Consider the following 22,153-nt stretch of genomic DNA (forward strand, 5'->3'; position numbering starts at 1 on the left):
ACCGCGTGCAAGCGGAGCTGCGACCATTGCTGCAACAGACACGTCTATAGCCAACGTTAGATGAGTTCCTCCAGAAGATTATGACCCCCGACCCCCCCCGGAGATAAGAAACATGTTGGATTTTGCCGAGATCCAGATCGAGGGTCGCCTGGTCTCGCCGCTGGTGGTGAAACAAACCACCATTGGCGAAGTCGGCGAAGGGACCGTCGTCGCGAATAGCGCCGTTCGCGGCGGAGAGGGTTGGATCGACCAACCGATGTTTATCGACTTCGCCGCGTTCGGCGTCACGATTTCTCCGGCCCTTCGCGATGCCGCTAAGGGTGACCGAGTCCGTCTCGAAGGTTTCCTCCGCTTTGAGCGTTGGGAGCAAGACGGCCAGAAACGCTCGAAGCACAAAGTTATCGCTCGCACGGTTCGCGTCGAGCCCAAGGTCGAGAATACGCATGCCACGAAGGCCGTCGCCAGCAAGTAGTCCACTCCTACTCCATACTCTCGCGAGACAACGCCCAACACCACAGTTCAATGTTTCGCTCCATCGCTAACAAGCTCCGAGCAATCGACGCCGCCGAGGTTCCCACATGGGTTCCGATCGCTCACGGCATGCCGGTGCTTGGCCTCGGCGTTCGGTTTGGTGCCGGTGGCGTGCTGGGCGCCGTCGATGTGAATGGTGACGCCTTTGAGGTCATTCTCACTGAAGACTTCGGTCGCACGTTCCGCGTACGGTTGGTGGACGGGCAGGCTGGCGAGTTGATTGTTCGATCCCCGGGGTGGTTCGATCTTGTCACGGATGCCGGGTTCACTTTGAGCGTTCGCTTTGCAGGGGGTACTTATCATCAGCACCTCCTGTGTCGTGCAGTCACCAGAGCAAAACTCTGCGGATCCAGGTTTCGCCTCGGTGAAGACGGCTCCGTTCGCGTCGACTGCAGTCGTTTCTCCGTCGGCGAGCCGTTCGCCCTCGCGCTGTCGGACGGAACAGTTGCTGTCGCCGACGGGAAGTCCGGTCTGGTAGCGATTTCAAGCTCGTCTCGTGGCGTTCAATGCTTCCGCTACCTCGGCCGCAACGGCTGGCGGGAATGCTTCACAGTGGCGAGGGAGTGGAGCTGGGGCCGAGTGCTCAACAGTGAGGGTTCGGATTCGGTGGTGCTGTTCGACTCGGTGAAACTGTACTCCAACGGCACCGTCGAGTTATGTGGCACTCAAGCTTTCGGTCGATTTGCTGAGGTGGAGGCAACGTACCGTGACCCGAGCGACCGAGGCTTCATCCTGATACGCCGCTCGGTCGGAAGCGACCTGCTTCGGGTCTACGAAGACTCGCTGACGAATCCGTCTGCCCTCGCCTGGTACCAGCCGCAATCAGTCGTTGGGAAGGACGGCGAGACAAGGTACGACGCTTGGTTGTTCTCGGCTGCCAACAACTCACTCCCCACTGGCACAACCGGTACCAAACCGCTCCGTACTGCTCTGCTCGGTGTGATGTTCCTAGTTGCGTGCCTATCTCTCTTCGTCCCCTCTGCAAGTGCTGTGCTCTGTGCAACGTTCTGCGCTGGCCTCACGGCCTTCAGCATCATTCGTTCCTTCAGACTCATCGCATGGTGACCGATGTCCGCGATTCTCCGCCGAGTGTTCTTGACCGGTATAGTCCTCGTCTTCTTCGCCCTCGTTAGTGGCAATGTGTACGGGTTCGCCGATTCGGTCGAACGCGTCATTGCGTGGGTGGCTGCTATTTACTTTATTGCTGCGTTCATTGTCTGGGGCCGTCAAATTCTCGAATTATTTCTGGATCGCGTCGGCTTCTAACCCCGTTTTTTTAGGAGGTGTTTTTTAGCTATCAAGCGTTATTTTTCTTGTCGCTGTTCCAATTTTCAACTGATCGCGCCGCGTGATGAGTTGGGGAATTGGATACAGCTGGTCGCCCCTGCTCCGAGATTCTCTCGTAGTTTCGGCCGGCTACTTTTTGGAGGTCGTCATGACTTACTTTAGAAACAAGAGGAATAACTTCGCTAATCAGCAAACAACGAGTGTCGCTGGCCGGAATCCGGATCGGCTGCTCACAGTGCCTGGCACAGAAATCGAACTTTCGATTTGGACTGCCTCGGCTGGGAGCCAAAACGCCGGGCAAACTTCGGTGGGGTTCGACCGCGTGACGTACGGCTCTGACGGCACTAAACGCCGCAACCGTACGTTTCGGTTTTCCCGCTCGGAGGACTTGGTCGGGCTGCTACTGGGCGTCATCGGGGCACTTGAGTTAGCTGCTCAAGACGAAACGCTCCCGGGCAACCTGCGTAGCTGCTACTTGCGACTTGCTGAGGAAGCTGGTGCGGCCGTGGCTGTCGCCATGGATCCTGCCAAGCCCCAGGCGAAAATGAAGCCAGAGATGAGTCTTACCGCCCTTGCTGCACAACCAGCAAACGGACGGGTGGGCATTAACTCCAAGGTTTCGAGCTTGCTGAGCTAGAAAGGCACCTTCGGTGGTCGGGGAGAGACGTTTCGCGTCCTCCCCGGCCACCACTTTAAATTATCACGTTCCCGTGGCTTTAGAATCACCTTTTAAATCCTCTGGATAGGAATCCATACCTATGTTGAATCCCACCACTTCTAGTAACAACGGTAACGACGACAAGAGCCCGCCGGGTAGTAACGGTGACACTCCTCTTATAGAGGACGCCTTCGACTCTCAACCGACTTGCGGTGCTCCTCGTTTCACCTTTCCGGACCCCGGTGATTCTGCCGCGAAGGGTAACGTTGCTCTCAGAGATGCCCCTACCCCCATTTCTCTGCATTCGGGCTCGATCACTACAGGGGCCTTAATCTGGAGAACCAACAGTGGCGTCCCAATTCCGGAGCTTACGGATGAGGCCGAAGCGTGTCTCAGTTCGCTGCCTGCCGAAGACACCGTGTCAGCGGAGTTGACGGGTCTTCTCGCCAAGAATCGTGACCCGAATGCCGGGGCGTCCCAAGCGATGTTGATTGCGGCCTCTCAAGGCAAGCGGTCGCCGGAGCTTTACCCGATTCGTCTCGTTATCGAGTCGGTCAACGCCGAGGTGCCTCCGATAAAAGCGGAGGTCGAAAAGAAGAAGCGGACCCAGGAAAGGCGAGCGAATGCAACACCTGAATACGTGATGACGCGTCGGGGATCTTACGCTGATTGCTTCCTGCCGGGGAATATCGGCAAGACGTTGAAGCTCTGTTTCTTCGCTACTGTTTTCGTTCTCGGGCTTGGCCTGGAGTTCAAGGCGATGGAGATCTACGTCGTGGCCTGCATGCCGGATCTTGTGTTGGACCCGATGACGGGCGCCATCGACTTCTTTGCGGCGTTTGCAATCTGCGGTTCCTACGTGTTGGCGCCGTTTATCGCGGCGAAGGTTCTGTTCTTCGATGTGCCGCCCGAGATCTATAAGGCACGTCTCAACGTGTTCGCTCTTGCTGGCGGCGTTGCTGCTCTCGTTCTCCCCGTCATTTATTCGTGGGTGATGGGCGGCACGAAGGACGAGTTGCCTACCCCGGGCACGATCGCGTTCATGCTGGGGGGGCTATACGGCTGCCTCCTCATGACGACCGGATCGTCCTTCCTCGTCGAGTCGGCGTACGCGGATCTTCTCGATGTCCAAAAGGTGCGGTCAGAATCCTATATCGTTCTTGATGCCTCTTTGAGTGCCTGCTCGTACTCGATCGCAGCGTGCAACTCGGTACTCCAGAAAGCCAGGGCAGCTCAGAACGCCCTTGACGCTGCTGGGGAGCATCTCGGCCATTCATATCAGGCGTCGCTTGCCGCGGCTCAAGCCCGTGTTGCCGCCGCCCAAGCCCAAGCATTTGCCAATTAGCTTTCTCGTACTCTTTTGATTTAAGGACGCAAGCCGATGCCATGTTCGATGCCCATGCTCTTAGCATTCGTCATGCTAGCCGTACAAGGAATTACTGTCGCTTCGCCACTTGCCAAGGAGCCTGAAGGTCAAGCAAGCACAGAAGTCTTCCTATTCGCGGCCGAAGCTACCGACTCAGCAACACGGAAAGTGCTCTCTGATAAGCTACTTCACCGAATGCACGAGGAGGCTCTCCCCGGTGATGTCTTCCACTTGTTTTCTTGTGGCTCTGGCCACAAACCCGTGGGTACCTGCACAATTCCGCCCGGCACGTTTGGCGTCCGCAAGAATCGTGGAGAGATGAAGAAGCAGGTGAAGCCGTTTGTTACGTGGCTCGGAGCAGCGCCCTCTGAGCGCAAGTCTTTGGAACTTAACATCCCTGAGATTGGCAAGTCGGTCGCGAGCGTTCGGAAGACCGATTATCGCTCGGAAGTGATCCTCATCGGGGATCCGAGTTACAATAACACTCTGCACGACGGCTGGAGCATGCGGGGTCGCAACATCCCATCGGATAGCTCAGTCACAAAGCAGGCTCGAAGCATCTCTCCGTTCAACCGTGGCGTTGTCGATCTGCCCGCTAATACAAGCATTACCCTTCTCGCTCACCGAGAGGATTTTGGCGCCGACCATGTCTACCGCCATGGGGTAGAGCGCTTCTGGCGGTTGTTCTTCCAGGTAAATGGCGGAGCCAAGCTCCTAAAAGTGACGGCCTCCGTCGAAGCGGCACTTGACCACGCAGAACGCAATAATCCACCGGCGCCGGTAGTGGCCGTGCCTGGCAATCAAGGCATGCGGTTAGCGACTGCCGAATCATTGGGTGATGACTTTTTCGGTGAACCGGTGGTCATTTTTCTTGGTGGCGAACACCGAAAGCCCCCACTGAATAGAATTGTCCCCGCGGTCGATGTCGAAGCTATTCTAAGCCAAGCGATGTCGTGGCAGAACTACACGACCTACGCCCTCCGCTGGACGGCGGACGAGGAAGTGAGCTCGTACTGCGACCTCGATTGGGCGGTCGTCAACAAGGCCACGGGAGAGGAGGTCTTCTTCGCCCATCCCCGTGGCACGTCGGCTCAACTTTATCGCGACATTCGCTACGGCCAGGGTCATTCCGATCGCCGCTCGTTTGGCTCCAACTTTGAGATCGTCAAGGTCGCGAACTCGGCGCCGCACGACTTTTGGATCAACTGCTTTAAGGGGTCCGGCCGCATCGAGGCGGAACTTATTCAAATTCGCAGCGGCGTGCGAACTACCCAAGCCATCACGTTCAAGGCCGCGGTAAGCGATGGCCGTCGCGACACCGCCATCCGAGACACAAGCAAATCGTGGCTCAAGCTCGAACTCCCCCTGGGTGATCCGGGTCGACCGAGCACGGCCAATGCCCCTACACTTCGCTAACTTGTTCTTTGCCGCGTACCAACAGGTAGGACAAAGAACATTTTTATCAAGGAGGGCTTCTATGGACGATCGTAGAAGAATGAAACGTCGGAGACGTACGGCACCAGAGCAACGCAGTAAACTTAACAGACGACAACGCGACTTGAGCGAGCTGACACATTGTGTTCGTATCCTCTTCGCTATCGTTGTCCAATCAGTACTCCTCGCCTCCGGCCTGGTTCTGATTGGTTCGGGTCTCATGCGTTTTGCTCTGTTGTCGGGCTAACAGTGACTACGTCGCTCGTTAGTTCTGCCTGCTCTTCACTTTGGAGAGCAGGCAACTTTATTCCGTAAACCCCGGAGTGCCTATTTCCGATCCCTAAATGCCCCCCCAACTCCTTCCGAGGTGTTTTTGTCTGGATGAGCCCGACTCCCCTAAAGGGGGAGCATCAAATTGCAGTAAGCCCTTTAGCTTATGGCTGCTGCATTCTCCGAAGGAAGAAGCATGGGAATGGGCGTATTTGGACACAGCGCAATGAGTCGTAGTGGCGAGTAGTTCAGAGCTTCTCACTCTACGTGGCGACACTCATGGTTCTCGTAATAGAACTATGCGGAGACCTGTAAGCCAAGAACTAATAGTTGCCATGCTGTCTAATGACGGCGTCGGGGTCACATGCCCTGTAACCCGTCAGAAGCTTGCGGGGCTGCTTGAAGACTACCTCGCCACGGACCACGTGTCGGTGACACTTGCGAGCGAAATTTTCGCAAAAGGCTCTGTTGGCCGCCTTGATTTACGCGACAACGAGTCCACACAGGTCGTTGATGCTAGTTGCGAAGTGACTGCCGACGAGATTAGAGACTTTGCCACCTTCCTTAAGGTCCGGGGCGGATTCTCTGTTTGCTGAGCATCTCGGTGTGCTCCTCCCTGGGGCATGCCGCGTCTTTCCTTTCCTGACGTTCACCTCCGCCTGCTTGGCCAAGCATCCACGTGGTGCTTGGCGAGGAAGGCTTTTGCCGCAGCCTCCTTGGCTAAACTTTGCGGCAACTAATGGTGAACTATATGGATACAAGAACTAACAACAAGCTCAAAGGGCTACTTCGTACGGGAGACCCTAAGAGTCTTTATCGATTCGACTCGCCACTTAACCCGGAGGAGGTGACTCCTAGCCGAATTGGCTATCCGCGAACGCTACTCAGCACGAGCAGGAAAACCGAGAAAGGACGATCAGTCGGGGTCAGCACCAAGGTGATGTATTTAACCCCTGGCGCCCTTTGTCCGGCGGCGTCACCCGGTTGCGTTGCTGCCTGCTTGGGCTTTAGCTCTGGTCGGATGAGCCTTCAGCAGGCTAGCTTCGCACGTGATCGGCGTACCTCGCTATTCATTCACGAACGGGACATGTTCCTTTCGAAGCTGAACAGCGAGATCGCTGAGCATGCCGACGAGGCTAGAGCAATGGGACTCGTTCCATGCGTTCGATTGAATGGATCCAGTGATGTGGACTGGTCTGAGGTCGCTCCCCAGATCTTCCGCAGGCACTCCGATTGCATGTTCTACGACTATTCCAAAGTCCCCGGCATAGCGCTTCGCTATGCGGCACGGGGCGATAGTGGTAGCTCATGGCCGACGAACTACGCCATTACTTTCTCTGTTGCCGAGCACAACACAAAGCGTGCTCTTCAGATGCTGGAAGTTGGCGTCAACGTGTCGGTGGTGTTTTCCGGCGGACTCCCGAGTCAATGGCTCGGTGTCAAAGTGATCGATGGTGATCAACACGACGCAAGGTGGCTCGACCCGAACCCTTGTGTGGTGGGCTTATCCGCTAAAGGGCTTGCCCAATACGACCAGACAGGTTTTGTCGTACGTCCAAATTGGACGACACGCACAAAGTCATCTGTGTAGGGTCAAAGACCTTCGGCACGGCGCAACACTCGTGTTGCGCCGTGCCGTTTTCTCACCAACTGAAAAGACTCTGTTGTGTCCCACTCGATCGCTGATGACATCCTAGTGGCGCTAACCCACTCGGTGCGAATCTTCTCGATCGGTCAAGTCGCCCGCGGTTGGTTTGAAGATGATACCACCGAGGCAGCCGCATTCCTGGACCGCCTTCGTCGCGTGAATTTGGTGACCTTCAAGACCCATCTTGTTCACCCCGAGTTCGATTCGCTCTCGGCTACCGTTTCTTGGGAGCCAGGGAATCTCCCGCCCGACTTTCGCCGTGCTGCTTACTGGCTTAGAAGTCGTTGGAAGCAACCCAAAGAGGAACTGCCTCTGGTTTCTGCTTCGGATAACGCTTGCAGGCGTTATGGCGGCACCAATGTTTGCCCAAGAGCTTCCGAGATGTCTCACGATTTGCACATGGCCTCGCTCTTCGTCGCCTGGCGGCTGAACTCGCTGCTGGACGGCTTTGGCGTTTGGCGCTCCGGCGATTGGCTTCGGGCACAGGGGCTGTCACGCGAGTTTGGAAAGAACGTGCCTGATGCGGCCCTACTTGACGGTTCACTAAACGTGTCTCACCTCATCGAAGGAGGCGGCTCTTATTGCGTCCGAAAGCTGCAAGCGATCCATCAGGCCTACAAGAGCTACCCCTACTCCATCTACTAGCAATGGCAGACATCCTCTTTAAAAAAGACTTCAGCAGCGAAAGCCTTTCGGCCCGGCTGTTGTCGTTCATCGAACGTTATCGGATTGCCAACCCGCCGTGTGTCGCCAAGACGTTCTTTAGGGACACCCCGCTCGTGGACGGCTTGCTTGCGGCAAAAGAGGCACTTGAAGAACTCTTCAAGGCGAAGGCTGTAACCAAGCTCAAAGGCAACTCCCGATTTGCGAAGGAGACCTACATCCTCGCCGACGCACAAATCAAGGAGGGCTACGACCTTGCTAGGCTCTGGTACTGCACGATGTCGGAGTCGCCTAAGCAGCTTCTCACCTACGAAGAGCTTAAGGGGCTGTTCCACGCCGAGGGTCAAAAGCCTCCTCACCAGAACTACGCTCACGCGATTTCCCCGGAGCCAGGTGGTGACGCCCTCTTTCGCATCTACTGGTGCCAGGCAACAACGTTAAAGAGCTTCCGTACTCAGCTGGGCAACATCCTTGCGACGCAGTCTACGTCGTACCGCGGCTGGGTCGATGACGGCAGCTTTGGTGTCGCCATCCTCGTTCACACCGAGAGCAAGGCCGCTGAGCTTCGCCGCGTGCTCGAAGATCCCGTCCGCGGCAAGGCGCCGTTTAACGCCGTCGCACGCATCACGGTCTCGGTCGTTCCAGACCACGAAGGGTATGCGTCTGCGGTAAAGGCTCTTCACGATTCGCCAACTTCAGTTTGTGAAGTTAGCGATGACTGACCAGATCGTTCTGGGGGAATGGCTCTACGACGAGAAGGAAGTTCCAGAACTTGCTCTGCAGGATCAGTGGCGTCCCGAGCAGCTAGCTTACCAGCTGGGCAAGGCAGGGGAAGCTTTTAGCTTGCCTCGCGAGTTCTTTAGGTCGGGCGTACATACACATTGTCGGGGAAAAACGGGGTCCGGAAAGTCCTCGCGCGTTCTGCTCCCACTGCTGATGCAGCTCATGGAGCCCTACAAGATCGAGTGGACATCAGATGACGGGATGACACGCACCATCACTGAACAAGATGCGTTTTTAGTCATTGACCTTGGAGGTGACAAGTCGCTTTTTCATGCGACCAGGAAGCGGGCTGAAGAGCTCGGTCGCAGGTTCCGTTTTCTCTCTCTCGATTCCAACCACTCCGAGAAGTTTGACCCGTTCCAGTCCATCAAGGCTGACGGCCACCGAATTATCCGTCTGTGCAATCTTTTTTTGGAAGCGTTTTCGTTGGACCATGGCTTGGCATACGGTGGCTCGTGGTATAGCCAGCGTAACCTTCTGCTGCTCTTGAGCATCTGTGAACGCCTGGTTGCAAGAAAACAGAGTGGGCAAGACATCTCTCTTCGTGAAGTTGACCGATACCTCGCCGACCCAAACAACGGCAACATCAAGGACGCTGAGCAGATCCGCGGCATCTTTAGCTTCTTGCTTCGCTACGGCCAGCTGCAACCGTGTGCTGCTGATGACTCGATCAACATGCGAGAGAGCATCCTCAACCGGGACGTTGTCTACGCCTACCTCCCGTCAATTTCTGAAGCGACGACGGCACGGCAAATAGCCGGCCTGATGCTGTACGTGACGGTAAACGCCGCCATGTCACTCTACGAGGAGAGCGAAGGTAGCTCGTTCGATCGGCCGCAGCCGCACCTGCATGTCGTCATCGACGAGTTTCACACGCTTGCAGGCACTGCGTTCGAGAGCCTCTTGACCGGGGCCAGGAAGTACGGCATCAGCATGTACCTCGCCAACCAAACAACGGAGTCGCTCGTTAAGCGGGACATCGATTTGAGCAGTGTCGTCAGAGACAACTGCGGACTGAGACTCTACCAGACCGTAACGGGCAAGCAGGACTTCGACGAGCTTCAGAACTTTTCTGCAGAAGCCACGCGGATCCTCAAGAGCACCAAGGCAAAAGAGAGCGTTCGGTACAAGGGCAAAGGAGCGTTCGGCACCGAGAGCTATAGCCAACAGGTCACCACTCTTCTGAGTAAGCGGGAGATTCAAGAGGTTAGCGCCACTGAAGGTGCGATGTTCGCCATCGTCGATGACGGGAAGGGCCAACGCGAGCCAATCCCTTTGATTACCAAGTACCACCTCACGCGAGGAGAGTTCCTCAAGTACCGCTCTCAGACACTCCCCGATACGAGTCAACTTTACGACGACTCGGTAAACCCGGCCTTGTTGTCGAGCCTTCCTGCCTGGCAATGCACGCACCTGGAGCCTGCGAAGAGTCCGGCACTCACAGCCCGCCTCGAACGCCTCCGCTCGCTTCGCAATCAACTTGAAGCCGAGTTTGGGCCGGGTTGATGACAGGCCTCGCCCAAGAGTAACCGAACGACCCGAACGCGTCAGGGACGATGCGACACTCCACTACGACCTTCCTTGGCCCAACTACTCAGCATCACCGAAGCGGCGTCCTACCTTGGCTACACGGTCAAGGGGCTCAGGAACATCGTTGATCGATCGCGTGCGGCGGCGCGCGGTGAGCAGGTGCGTGGCCCTGTCGTGAAGTTCTTCCAAGCGGGTCGACGCGGCAAGGTCATGTTCCGTCTCGAATGGCTAGACGAATTCGTTGAGCAGAATACGGTCGATCCGACGATTCGTGGGTACGCTCGATCGAACAAGGATAGGCAACGAAAAGCGTCACGCTTGACCGTGTCTCAAGCGGTTGGGAACTCGGGTTTGGATGAAGCCTACTTCGACTCCTGAGGGGCTCTAGCACGTCCCTGCTCGCCAGGCGCCTGACTGCCCGCCGCTTGGTTTCCATTCTTTGAGGTTAGGGAGGGCGATGGTACAGGTGGCGATAGGTAAAGGCTGCGATGAGAGAGTGCGGCTTCAGTTCGTTGCGGATTTATTGCCGAAGCAGCCGCACAAGGCTCCGGCACAGAACCTTCCACCGAGGGTAAAAACAGAGCGGCCCCCATCTGTGATGATGAGAGCCGCTCGACCGTCAGCGGATTCTCCGCCGCGAGCCCCCGAGTATTCCCCTGCCACGGTTGCTCCTCAGCAGAGCCGCGACTCAAGCTTCCCCGGGTAAGCCCATTATCGGACAAGTTGAATTCTTAGGCAAACAAAGAGCGTGAAACATCGGTCGGCTGCCCCGGAAATTCTTTGTCGTGAGCCATGCCCCCCCAAAAAAACCTCACCGACAGACCTGGCTGCGGAGCAGCACTACTCGTTCTGATGGAGATTCTTTCGCGGCAGCACGCGTGGCCTTCCGCCGCCGGTCCAGAACGCGGTAGGCTTCCGGCCCGAGGTCAAAGATGAGTAGCGAGCCCAGCAAGACGTGAAGTTCTTAATCGACACCAACGTCCTGATCGCCGGTGAGCCGACCGACGCCCAGAACGTCGAGCCGGCAACCGGCGCCGTAGCCCGCTTGGTCGGAGCGGTCTTGGCCCATGGCGGCGAGTTGTACTGCCACCCGGACTCGCTCGTAGAACTCGGCAGTGACCGCGACCCGGCGCGACGCGAGTTGCGGCAGACGCTGGTGGCGAAGTATCCGAGCCTGCCCGCTCCGCCTGCAATCGGGCAAGCACTCATCGAGGAACTGGGGCCACTGGTCCCTGGTTCGAATCACGAAATCGATGCGAAGATGCTCGCGGCCGTCGCCGGTGACGCCGTGGACTTCCTGGTCACCAGCGACCTCGGCATTCACCGACGCGCCAAGCGGGTCGGGCTAGAGCAACGAGTTGTCAGCGTCTCGGACGCCCTGTTCTTGCTTCGAGAGCTGGCGGCCGAGGCTCCGCTGGAGTTTCCGGCGGTTTCGAAGATTTTCTGCCACGAGCTGGATCACACCGCTCCCTTCTTCGACTCTCTCCGAGCGGGTTACGATGGGTTCGACGACTGGATCAAGCAAGCCAAGCGGGAGCACCGCCCCGCCTACCGCATCGAAGTCGGCGGGCGGCTTGCCGGCTTGGCTCTGCTCAAGGAAGACGACAACGAGCCGCTCGCCGGGAGTAGCGGGAGGCTCTTGAAGCTCTGCACGATGAAGATCGCGGACGAGTTTCGGGGGAACCGCTACGGCGAGTTGATCCTCAAACCGGTCTTCGAGCACTGCCGTGTCGGCGGATTCGACGCGGTCTTCTGCACGTGCTTCCCGAAAGAGAAAGAGCTGGTCTCTCATCTCTCCCGCTTTGGCTTCGAGCTCGTCGGGCGGAAGGGCCAGGAGCTGGTCTTGGTAAAGCGATTCAAGCCGACCGATCACGAACGGCAAGAACTCGACCCGTTGGCGTACCACGTCCGCTTCGGCCCTTACCGCGTGAAGGCGGCCGGGGCGGCCGCTTTCGTAGTGCCGGTTCAGCCGCGTTGGCACGAGCAGCTGTTCCCGGAGCTAGAGGAGCAGATGGGGCTCTTCGCTGGCCAAACGCCCTACGGCAACAGCATCCGGAAGGCGTATCTTTGCCGTAGCATGACCAAAACGATTGAGCCGGGGTCCGTCCTGCTGTTCTACCGCTCCCAGGACCGGTCCTGTGTTCAGGCGGTGGGAATAGCCGAGGCCTCGGTCCGAAGCCGCGAGCCCATCGAAATCATCCGCTACGTGGGTACGCGTACGGTCTACAGCGAGGCGGAGGTAGAGGCGATGGCGGCGGAGTCGAACCAGGGGGTGCTAGCGGTCTTGTTTCGGCAGGCCCAATCGATCGACAATACTCCGCTGCTAGAGCTTGTGCGGGCGGGGGTCCTCAAGGGCGCCCCGCAGTCCATCACAAAGGTCCGAACTCCCAAAGGAATCGAATGGATTCGGTCCCGAGTCGAAACGTAGTCCTGCTGTCGATAAGGCCTCAGTTCGTCGAACGCATCCTAAGTGGAGAAAAGGCGGTCGAGTTCCGCCGGACGGGACTGCCGGAGACAGTGGCCTCGGTTGTGGTCTACTGCACCGCCCCTGTTCAACGGGTCGTCGCCTACTTCTCAGTGAGCGGCGTTGTCACTGCCCCGCCAGACAAGTTGTGGCGGCAGTTTCGGGGAGTCGCGGGGATCGAGCGCGAGGCGTTCTTCGAATACTACAAGGGGTGCGAAAAGGGGCGAGCGATCCAGATCGCCGAAGTCACGCGGCTAAGCCAACCAGTAGACTTGGCAAAAATCTCGCGGGGCATGAAGGCTCCACAAAGCCTTCGCTACCTCGACGCGACCGAGTTCGACCGCGTCCGTCGGCACGCCGCGTAAATGCAGCCTTACGCCATTCGGAAGCGACGGTTGTCGGCGGTCATCGCCCACGTGCACCAGTGTTGGCCGAGGACCTTGTCACGCTCCCGAGCGTGGCGGATGAGCGAACGGGTTAGGCCAAGGATAGACCCCACAAGCATCGATTCTGGGAGGTTGGTAGCGGCGGCCATTCCGCAAGCGTACCCGATCCCGAGGCCGACGCTTCCTTCCTTAGCGGTGAGGGTCCAGAGTGAGAGTTTGTTGAGTTCCTTCTTCAAGACGCTAAGGTCCCGTCGGGCAGCCTCCTTGAAGTCCGAGACGATAAGGTCACGTTCGTTGTCTTCAGCGTCACGAAGCTGGGTAAGGTAGCGGTCGACGACCTCACGGAAAGCACGCTGCCTCTCTCGGACATCGTCTTTCTTCCTGGCCTCGGTCAGGTTCTTTAGCGTCTCGGGGGTGACCTCTTGTCCCACGGCTTGACCCAGTCTCGGAACGGTTGCAAACAGGCAACGGAGGTCTCTCCCGATAAGAGCCTCACCTAGTCTTGGCGAGAATGCGGCGATGTCAGCTGGCTCGTTGTCCGGTTTGTACTCGAACGACACCTGCGTCACTCCCGTTGCTGACGACTGATGATTCAGCAGGGAATTGATGGTGTCTTGGAACAGGTACTCGTCGTCGGTAACCGGTGGCATGTGCTCGGAGCTGCAAGCAGCGGCGAGGGCCGACATGACAAGGCTCGTGATGCCTTTTGGGAGACGCAGCGTGTAGCCACCGAACTCCGGTGAGAGTTTACCTCCCGCCTTACGCTGTTCGACATACCTCTCGACTTCGTGGGCGGGCTTATCGCAGTCCTTGAGCCACCCCCCGTGCAGCAGTAGTTCGAGGGTTTGCGGGGACGCCTTATCCGCAAAGAAGTCGGTCCATAGAATCGTCTCGCCGCGTTGTGCCGGGCCTTCGATCAGAGTTTCTCTGAGCCACTCGTGGGCTTGGCGTTTCTGATTGTCGCTCGGTACCAAGTTCGATGAGAACTCATCGAGGGCGCCACGCATCGCGGCTTGCATCTCGGCTGGATGGCCGCGTCTACGCTCCCGGTAGCTTTCGACAGGAACGATGCACGCGACGTTGTCCCAGTACAACATCGCATCGACGAGGAATCGCGGGTCCCAAATCGTTGTTTGCGGGTAGTAGAGGGCTCGGTCGGGCATCGTGAGACTGGCTCGGTGGACAACCGGAAATCAACGCGGCAAGTGTCGCACAAGACATCTCAAGAGCCAAGTTTTAACTACCGCCAGCAGAGTAAAAAACCGGTCCAATCCGTGATAGAATTGAGCGACGGGTTTTTGGGAAGCGTCAATCAGCCGTCTCGCGTGCCGGTCCCCCTGTAGCAGATAAGCGGAGCGACCCTGTGGTTCGGATTCTTCTCTTGATCGCCGCTTTTCCCGCCCTCTGCCACGGCTGGAATGCTGCTGGGCATGAGGTGATTGGCCTAGTCGCTTGGCAACAGCTTGGCGAGCGAGACCGCATGGCGGCGGTCGAGCTGCTGAAGGAACACCCAAGATTCGAGTCCCACTTTCTGCGGCGTATTCCTGAAGAAGTTTGGCAGGCGAGCATCGCCGAACAAGACCAGTGGGTCTTCGCCTTCGCGGGAACATGGCCCGATCTCGTCCGCAACCAGTCGGACGCGGTCACGTCCGACGATGTCCGTCGGTTCAATCGGCCGCGGTGGCACTACATCAACCTGCCGGTCTGGGCATCGCCATCCGACCGAGACGCTTTGTTGAGAACGCTAAGCACCAACCGCCGAATCGAACCGCCAGGCGACCGCGATGATCCATCAATGAACGTCGCCCAGGCGGTAGCCAATTCGCTGCGAGTGCTTGAAGACCCTCGTGAGACCAGGGCGGTGCGGGCAGTCCACCTCGCCTGGTTTTTGCACCTTGCCGCTGACTTGCATCAGCCGTGCCACGCCACAGCCCTCTACAGTGCGGACCGATTTCCCGAGGGCGATCGTGGTGGGAACGAAGTCCCGGTCCGTGGAGCCGGGGGCAAACTCCACGCCCTGTGGGATCAAGCCATTCTCCCACGTTCAAACTACAACCGTATCCGACGTAAGGCATTCGAGCTTGGCGATGAGCACGGTAAAACTGGAACCGCCGCTCGTTCTTCGCTGGCGCCCGAGGCCTGGTTACTGGAAAGCTACCAACTCGCGAAGCAACGAGTCTACACGCCCCAGTTGCTCTCGGCGATCCAAGAACAAGGCGAGCAGCTTGGCCGGATTGATTTGCCAGCGGCCTATCACCGAGAAGCGGGCGAAGCAGCCGACCTGCGAGCCGTCCAAGCCGGTTACCGAATCGCGACACTCTTGCACGGACGGCCGCCAGCTACTGAGACGGTTCAAACAACTCACCGACTGGAACGCCCCGTAGTAGATCCGGAAGTTGAAGTTCCGGAGGTTGAGCTTGGGAACTCCACACATTCAGCAACGGTAGAACTTTCTCATTGGATCAATACCAAGAGTGGCAGCCGACACAACCGTTCGTGCAAGTGGTACGGTAAGACCAAAGAAGGCAGGTACTGCACGGCAAACGAAGGGCACCCGTGTGGGCAGTGTGGAGGTTGAGCCGATTCTTTGCCGAATGCGATTTGCCTCGAGTGGCTAGGCAGCACCCGCTTGGGGTGCGCCGTTAATCGTACGCCGCCAGTGCTCCAACAACGCCGTGTCGAGGTAGACCTGAAAATGCCTGTTCGTGCGGGCGTTCTCCGCCGCAAGCAGCTTCCCATGAACGCGAGAGCATCGGATCGCCTCCGCTTGGAAGTCTTTGCGGGCGACCTCTGAGAGACCCGTCCAGAACTCAGCGAAGGCCGCTTTGGCGCTCGCCTTCCGGTCAATCGTTTGCTTCAACAAGCTTTGCTTTCTAGCGAGGCTCTTCTGTTCCCCCTCCCTCGTCGCCTCCGCTTCTTGCCGAAGGCATTCGGGCGACTTATAGCCTTCACGGAAGTCGTAGCCGTCTTTGCTGAGGATGTCTCCAGCAAGCCACCGGTGACTAATTTTCTCGCCGTGACACAGCCGGTCGTCAAAGTTCAGGATGGCGCGCTCGATTCGCGATCGATTCCGCTGCCTTCGCAAAAGAAGCGAAGCATCCGTGCAGCCACGTTCTTGCAGCTGCTTGAGGAGCAGCGAATCCCTGACCGCTGCCTTCTTGCCCGTCTCAGTCCGGAGGTCGGTGTAGACAACTTCCCATCCGCTTTGTCCCCGGTCGATGTAGTTGGCTCGACAAAAGCCCTTTCTTTCTAGCTCGTGGTGAGCCGGTTCCAGCGACTCCTTTATCTGTCCGGTGTGGTGCTTCCTGCTCACGCCGACCTTCTCAAAGGCGAGCTGCTTTAGTTCAAACGGCACCTCGCTTCTCGCGTAGAACTTCTTGCCAAGAAACCGGAAGAGCCTCCTTGAGATCGGGTTCTCCAGGCCTCGCCAGAAATCGACATCGAGGCCGCGGACATAACCCGCTTCGATAGACTCCCAAACAAAATCGCTCCACACGAAGAACGCTGTCTTGGTCTCGGCGTCCGGCATTGCGTTCTTGCCGACCACCTGCCAACGGTCGAGGATCCCAACGACATCCCGCACCCGTTGCCGCTTGCCTTTGCTCCAGAACGCTTCCTTGGAGATGATGGTGACGCTCGCCCAACGGTCGAGGCTCTTTGTCAGTCGGCGGTAGTTCCTGGTGCTCCGCTCCCAGCCGATCTGCTCCAAGAAGGCGTACGGCGTAAAGCACACCCGGCGGCTTGGGGATGAGGCTTGGTGGGTCAGCTCTTCAAGGCCAATCAGCACCTCCTCGTCGTATGAGGTGGGCAAACCCAAGAGGTCGGACCCGGTGACGGTCAGCTCCCTCGGTACCCGCTCTGCGGTTTCAGGGTCGGTGATCTCATCGCGGAAGGTGAGCGTCTTAACTCCCCGAGGGGGCCGCTTCCCCATCACGGTCAGCGGGAATTCGGCGAGGTTCATCTCGTCAGGGACCCGCCTGGTGCGTTTGGCTGTACTCTCTTCTCTCTCCATTCTCCTCCAAAAACAAACTCGTCGCACTTCCTCTACGACGTTATCTAATAAGTCTATAGAGTTTAGGCCCCACTCAACCTGCTGACATCATTGGTCTTTCAACGATCCCGTGTCGGTCAAATCACATGGATCGGTCGGTCAAATCACGTGCCCTTGTCAGTCAAAGCACGTGTCTACTGTCAGTCAGATCACGTGTGTCGTCAGTCAAATCACGTGCCGCCTGTCGGTCAGATCACACTAGCTGGCCATGTGGCGTCGCTCCTAGCAGGTAGGCCGTCCGCCAAGGCTCCCGACCAACGTCCTGGCTTGGTTCAAACTGCTTAAAGGAAACTATTACGGATGCCGTTGATTGGCAATAACTTTCTTTAGGGTCTCTGAGGTCTGCCGCGAGAGGTGCTCTGCGTGGTCGGTTGTGCAACTGTGCGGATTGCAGGGCTAACGAATGAAGCCGTTCGCATGCGACTGCCGCCGTGCAGATTCAACTCTGACGGCAAGTAGAGCCGCGTCAATAAATCGCCCTGAGAGACCCGGAGCAGCGAACCCTACCCGATGGCCTCGCGGGCGATAATCGACGCTTCAGTGGCCACCCAGGCCCTTTCTCCGCTGTTGTGGGATAACGCTACAGATTACTTTCGTCGCCATCGTCCCTTTAAGCCCGTTCGTGATATCACGCTGGCCAGCTGGCGTTACTTCTGGCAAGGCCTTGTTCCATCAGGCCAGCCAACTCGCCAACCCGCTAGCCGGCTGCCCATCACGAAATAACTCGTTGTGTCATGCTGGGAATCGTGATAACTCATTAACCATGATCGTATCATTTGCAAATTCAAAAGGGGGCGTTCTCAAGACGACGTTGGCTGTTCACCTAGCAGACTGGTTCAGACTTCATGGCTGCTCGGTCGTGCTGTTTGACTGTGACGCTCAACGCCTCTCTTCCAGGTGGCTCAAGGTAGCGAGGCCGGAAATGCGAGTGCTTACCCCGCAAACGCCAGAAGAGATCGTCAAACAGGTCAGCGAAGCCTCGGTCAGCCACGACGCGGTAGTCGTTGACGCTCCAGGAGGTCTTAGCGAAATTACCGGGGCGATCCTCCAGGTCACCGACGCCGCCCTCATCCCGACAGGGGCCAGTCAGCTGGACATTATGGCCCTCGATTGGACGACGGAGACGATCCACGAGATCCAGAAGCTGAGGGACGGCCTGCCACAGACCGCAATCATCCCGACCCGAGTGGGGAGGGGGAGAAAGACCACCGAGAGTCTTCGGCAGCACGCAAGCTCGATGCGGTTTGGGATCACCAAAAGTACGATTCCCTACCGCGAGGTCATCGTCCAATCAGCGGGGCTACGCTCGCCCGGCAACGACGGTTGGAAGATACCACCGAGCCTTGTCTGGGACCTTGGCCGGAGGAAGCAGGTCAGAGAACCGGCTCTTGAGATCGACGCCGTTTTTCGCGAGGTGTTTGCCGCGGCTTGCCAAGAGAACCCGCGTCTCATCCTAGAACGAGTAACACCAAGAACTAAACTAAAGCAGACAGCAGAAAAGGAGGGGCATGCCGCAGGATCCAGAACTTAAAGTAGACGACGCGATGCCGTCAGCAGCTGCACTGCGTTTCGTCAAGGGTAGCGTTGGCGACCCAAAGAAGCCGGTGACGACACAAACAAAGAAGACGAGCGCTGCTGAAGGCGGCGAAGTGGTGGAAACGGGTGGCCCGGATCAGCCAACGAGAACTGCACGAGCCGAGAGTCAACGTAGGCCGCGTCAGCAGCCCAAGCCCGTTGAGTCGCAACCGACTCACTACGTCCTGCTCTCAACCAAGATTCGGCCGGAAATCAAGCGGAGGCTTGCCGAAGTTAGGCACCAACGCGTGATGGCGAACGACCCAGTCTGCACACTCAAGCAGTTCATTGAGGAAGCCGTCGAAAGTTGGCTGAAGTTCGAAAAGACGGGGGCCCAACCTCATTCGTCCGGTGCGAGCCAGCCAACTGCGTCTAGTCGCGTGCCGCGTGAGCCGTTCAATAATCAGATACGCGTCGACTTAAAGCGGATGCTGATGGAAGCGAGCCACCGACGGAAGATGAGGGGCAACCCGTCGCACACGATCCTCGCGGTCGTCGAAGAGGCAATCACGGCCTGGCTTGGGACTGGGAGAGCGAGCCGTTAGTGCCATTTTCAGCCTACCGTAGTAGAGGATGTGAATGATGTCCGTCCGAGACTACTGAGCGTTTACGATCCCGGCAGCTTTCTGCAGACCGGCACAAAGCCACTCTCTCGCATTCGGCGACCCCGACGGTCGGGCAAGCTGCCTTGCGGTCGAATCGACCGACCGACCTCAGAGGTCGGCGGCCGCTCTGCCCGTAAGATCGAGCGGTTGGGGCCACCTATCGCATTTGGGAAATGCATGACTTCATAACAATAAACCAGAAGTCATTATGCGACGGCAGAGACCCCTGGCTTGACGTCATGCGGCCTCTGCTTCCCTAAGCAACTCGTCGATATACTCTATCAATGGAACTATCGATTGTGCAAAAGCATCGACCACCAGAATGCCAATCGAAGTAATCATAATATTGCGGTATGTCCCCCAGGCGAAGAAGAACGTGCCCGCATATCCAAATCCAAGGATGGCTATCAGCACAAGGGGAACAAATCTATGTGGGTCGATGTCTGGGCTCGTCGGCCGCGAGAACATTGCGAACAGCGTACAGAAGTAAGCCCAACCAATTGCCATCGACATGAGATAACCCTTGGGCATCGGTCGGGCCAACTTCTTGCCCTTCCATCCAATGCGCCCAAGTGCGTACCGGACGAGTACCCAAACGGGGAGGATGACTAGGAATATAAATACTTCTCCTAAGATACGACCAAGTCCACCAGCGGTAGATAATTTGTCTAGCAAGTTCGGCAGGCCGAGAGCAGTAAGAAAGAAAAAGAATGTGAAGAGCAATATAGCTATGCCAAGCCACTTTCGTCCCCATTCCAACTTTTGGCACCCTTCCAAGTAGTGCGAAACCCAGCAACTGGCTTTGGAGGAGGCCGTACCGATCACAGCGCCAACACCAAAGAGAACTAAAGTCAGAGCGTCCAGTTCATGATTGTGAACATCGACATCAAATGGCATCCAATCAAGAACACGCCTCCACAAGATCCTGGTTGCTTCCTGGAACTCCACTACCAGCCTGCGTAGGAACTCGGTCAGCTTGAACTGCTTGTTCAGCTTCCCAATCACGTGCAAGGCCGGAATGATAGCCAATAGCTGCAAATAGCCTACTTGGTCGTACCCAAGTAGTACTCGCAGCGATTTAGAATCCGATGGTTCTGGACCGTCGACAGGCTTAGAAACCTCTCTGATCGGTGGCTCCTTCTCTATCCGACTCATGCCTACTTCCTCGGACTGTGGGCCAATCAATTACTATCTATCGCGACGTTATCTCTAGCTCTATTGGTTGCCAAGGTGCGGGCTGTTGAAGGACAGCCTTATCGAGTTTGGTTTTGAAGTCAGTTGTGCCACCATGGACCACGCTATGCTCCAAAGTCGCCCAACTATTGCAGCTGGTTAGCATTCAGTTGTTCCGCGTCAATCGCAAGCACAGAACGGCTCTTGGATGCAAGTGCTTCGGGCCGTTGCAATTGTTGGCGACAGAACCTCAGCACCTAAGCGGTCTGTCCCACCGAACAGGACGCCAGAAGGTACTGGATGCGGTTGGGCAATGTCAAAATTGGGTGGAATCACCTATTCGCTAAGTCGCAGCGGGTGGCACGCAGAGTGCACAGTTTGGGTGGAAGCGAATCAGACGAGGTAGCATCGACCTCGCTCTGGTCGGGCTCCGAATGAGTCGCTGAGGTCGTCTTCACCGACTCCAATTCGGGAAGCAGATGCCAGCTGTCGATTCGATGACGCTGACCTGCCGTGGATCAACCCTGAATCTATTCGTTAAGGGGTACTCGGCTCGTCGCCGGACCTGTATCTTCCCCACTGCGCTATAACCCGCCGCGGTGCGGTCAAGCATCCGGTAGCGTTGGCAATTAATCTGGCAATTAGTGGCAGGCAAAGAGCCGAAATCACCGGCACTTTTGGGCACACAAAGGGAACCGCAGAAAAAAAATTCGAGCCCTAAGGCCTTGCCTGCAAACGCTTTAGAGAAGCGTGCGGCGGCTATCCAGTTGAGCTAGGGGTGCTCCGTACGCCGCCTATCGGCGTCGCGTCCCTCGCTTCGATAGGCGAACCCGGCTGAGTGAGGGAATCGCAGATTATGGCGGCTAAGCAGCTAAGCCGCAAGCGGCTGAAATCTCAGTTAAACCAGCCCTCCAAGTTTCGCTAATCCGAGCGGTTCACGCGTCTCGATCGGTTCGCCGTAGGCCGTGCCGATCGATTTGCCCCAGTAGGCCGCCTCGTCGCGGAGTCGGTCATAGAACGTCGGCGAAGTCGTTGGCCTGCCCGTGACGAACTGGCTCTCATAGCAGCGGATCGACTCGATTTTCTTTTCCCACACGTCGCTGATATCCACGACGAACGCCGGCTGCGGCGCCAGCTTGAGGTGAACGCAGTAGTAGTAATAGACCCGCGACGGGTGGTGGGGTTCGCCCGCTAGGGCCATTTGCCCCGGTTCGTCAGTCTTGGTGAGCTTCGACCAGAAGCGGGCGTCCTCGACGAGCTTGGTCGCGGCCGTGTGGTCCGGGTGGGCGTCTTCCCAGTACGGCGCGAACAGCCACTTGGGCTTCACACGGCGGAACACGGCGGCGAGCTTCGCGCGGTTCTCGAGCGTCGCTTCGAGCGAACGGTTCGGCAGACCGAGGTTCTCACGCCATTCGAGGCCGAGCACCTTGGTGGCGGCTGCTGTCTCCCGGGCGCGGATCTCTAGCGACCCTTGCGGCGTGGGCTCGCCCGAGGTGAGGTCGAGCACGCCGACACGCTTGCCCTCTTGTTGCAGCTTAAGGATCACGCCCGCGGCGCCCAGTTCGGCGTCGTCGGGATGCGGGGCGATGACGAGGGCGTCGAGCATCGGGGGAGGGGCCAGGGGCTGAGGGGCGAGGGGCTAGGGACGCATCGGCGTGTGTCCTAATCTAACAAGTCGTCGATCAATCGACTGTGGGAGGGGTCTCCAGACCCCGATTACGGTATCCAT

General features: G+C 57.7%; 20 protein-coding genes. 16 read left to right on the forward strand and 4 right to left on the reverse strand.

Annotated elements, in window-relative coordinates:
• The first annotated feature begins 112 nt into the window (after positions 1-112).
• From Spa11_RS06905 to Spa11_RS06965, 13 genes are all read left to right on the forward strand, one after another.
• The gene (locus tag Spa11_RS06905) at positions 113-472 is read left to right on the forward strand and encodes a single-stranded DNA-binding protein (RefSeq protein WP_145109843.1); all 360 of its coding nucleotides are present in this window, start codon (positions 113-115) and stop codon (positions 470-472) included.
• A 50-nt stretch (positions 473-522) separates the two neighbouring features.
• Entirely contained in the window at positions 523-1,596 is a 1,074-nt protein-coding gene (locus Spa11_RS06910; protein ID WP_145109846.1) for a hypothetical protein, read from the forward strand.
• A 3-nt stretch (positions 1,597-1,599) separates the two neighbouring features.
• Positions 1,600-1,797 (forward strand): hypothetical protein, encoded by a 198-nt coding sequence (locus Spa11_RS06915; RefSeq protein WP_145109849.1) that lies wholly within the window; start codon positions 1,600-1,602, stop codon positions 1,795-1,797.
• Positions 1,798-1,966: 169 nt separating this feature from the next.
• The gene (locus Spa11_RS06920; protein WP_145109852.1) at positions 1,967-2,455 is read left to right on the forward strand and encodes a hypothetical protein; all 489 of its coding nucleotides are present in this window, start codon (positions 1,967-1,969) and stop codon (positions 2,453-2,455) included.
• 439 nt (positions 2,456-2,894) lie between these two features.
• Positions 2,895-3,821, forward strand: coding sequence for a hypothetical protein (locus Spa11_RS06925; protein WP_145109855.1), 927 nt, complete (start codon positions 2,895-2,897; stop codon positions 3,819-3,821).
• A gap of 48 nt (positions 3,822-3,869) precedes the next feature.
• Positions 3,870-5,258 carry a hypothetical protein gene (locus tag Spa11_RS06930; protein WP_145109858.1) on the forward strand — a complete coding sequence of 463 codons (1,389 nt, stop codon included), beginning with the start codon at positions 3,870-3,872 and terminating at the stop codon, positions 5,256-5,258.
• Positions 5,259-6,297: 1,039 nt separating this feature from the next.
• A complete protein-coding gene (locus Spa11_RS23695; protein WP_449240233.1) occupies positions 6,298-7,137 on the forward strand; it encodes a GP88 family protein in 840 nt (279 codons plus the stop codon).
• 75 nt (positions 7,138-7,212) lie between these two features.
• Positions 7,213-7,839, forward strand: a complete 627-nt coding sequence (locus Spa11_RS06940; RefSeq protein WP_145109864.1) for a hypothetical protein — start codon at positions 7,213-7,215, stop codon at positions 7,837-7,839.
• A 2-nt stretch (positions 7,840-7,841) separates the two neighbouring features.
• Positions 7,842-8,579: a hypothetical protein gene (locus Spa11_RS06945; protein WP_145109867.1), complete on the forward strand. Its 738-nt coding sequence runs from the start codon at positions 7,842-7,844 to the stop codon at positions 8,577-8,579.
• Positions 8,572-10,146, forward strand: coding sequence for a type IV secretory system conjugative DNA transfer family protein (locus Spa11_RS06950; protein ID WP_145109870.1), 1,575 nt, complete (start codon positions 8,572-8,574; stop codon positions 10,144-10,146). Before Spa11_RS06945 ends, Spa11_RS06950 begins: the two co-directional genes overlap by 8 nt.
• 75 nt (positions 10,147-10,221) lie before the next feature.
• Entirely contained in the window at positions 10,222-10,548 is a 327-nt protein-coding gene (locus Spa11_RS06955) for a hypothetical protein (RefSeq protein WP_145109873.1), read from the forward strand.
• 577 nt (positions 10,549-11,125) lie between these two features.
• Positions 11,126-12,598: a GNAT family N-acetyltransferase gene (locus Spa11_RS06960; RefSeq protein ID WP_145109875.1), complete on the forward strand. Its 1,473-nt coding sequence runs from the start codon at positions 11,126-11,128 to the stop codon at positions 12,596-12,598.
• Positions 12,571-12,999, forward strand: a complete 429-nt coding sequence (locus tag Spa11_RS06965) for a hypothetical protein (protein WP_145109878.1) — start codon at positions 12,571-12,573, stop codon at positions 12,997-12,999. The genes Spa11_RS06960 and Spa11_RS06965 overlap by 28 nt, the downstream gene beginning before the upstream one ends.
• Positions 13,000-13,007: 8 nt before the next feature.
• Here the strand turns inward: Spa11_RS06965 and Spa11_RS06970 are convergent, their stop codons facing one another.
• Entirely contained in the window at positions 13,008-14,183 is a 1,176-nt protein-coding gene (locus Spa11_RS06970; protein ID WP_145109881.1) for a hypothetical protein, read from the reverse strand.
• Positions 14,184-14,383: 200 nt separating this feature from the next.
• Between Spa11_RS06970 and Spa11_RS06975 the strand changes: the two genes are divergently transcribed.
• A complete protein-coding gene (locus tag Spa11_RS06975) occupies positions 14,384-15,598 on the forward strand; it encodes a S1/P1 nuclease (protein WP_197529797.1) in 1,215 nt (404 codons plus the stop codon).
• A 36-nt stretch (positions 15,599-15,634) separates the two neighbouring features.
• On the opposite strand, the gene Spa11_RS06980 is transcribed toward Spa11_RS06975, so the two are convergent.
• Positions 15,635-16,981 (reverse strand): replication initiator protein A, encoded by a 1,347-nt coding sequence (locus Spa11_RS06980; RefSeq protein WP_197529798.1) that lies wholly within the window; start codon positions 16,979-16,981, stop codon positions 15,635-15,637.
• An 853-nt stretch (positions 16,982-17,834) separates the two neighbouring features.
• Between Spa11_RS06980 and Spa11_RS06985 the strand changes: the two genes are divergently transcribed.
• Positions 17,835-18,602: a ParA family protein gene (locus Spa11_RS06985; protein ID WP_145109890.1), complete on the forward strand. Its 768-nt coding sequence runs from the start codon at positions 17,835-17,837 to the stop codon at positions 18,600-18,602.
• Positions 18,580-19,191, forward strand: coding sequence for a hypothetical protein (locus Spa11_RS06990; RefSeq protein ID WP_145109893.1), 612 nt, complete (start codon positions 18,580-18,582; stop codon positions 19,189-19,191). The genes Spa11_RS06985 and Spa11_RS06990 overlap by 23 nt, the downstream gene beginning before the upstream one ends.
• Positions 19,192-19,488: 297 nt before the next feature.
• Here the strand turns inward: Spa11_RS06990 and Spa11_RS06995 are convergent, their stop codons facing one another.
• Both Spa11_RS06995 and bshB1 read right to left on the reverse strand, forming a co-directional pair.
• Positions 19,489-20,406, reverse strand: coding sequence for a hypothetical protein (locus Spa11_RS06995; RefSeq protein WP_145109896.1), 918 nt, complete (start codon positions 20,404-20,406; stop codon positions 19,489-19,491).
• A 916-nt stretch (positions 20,407-21,322) separates the two neighbouring features.
• Entirely contained in the window at positions 21,323-22,030 is a 708-nt protein-coding gene (gene bshB1, locus Spa11_RS07000) for a bacillithiol biosynthesis deacetylase BshB1 (protein ID WP_145109899.1), read from the reverse strand.
• Between the last annotated feature and the right edge of the window lie 123 nt (positions 22,031-22,153).

The sequence above is a fragment of the Botrimarina mediterranea genome, assembly GCF_007753265.1.
GTDB classification, from domain to species: Bacteria; Planctomycetota; Planctomycetia; order Pirellulales; family Lacipirellulaceae; genus Botrimarina; species Botrimarina mediterranea.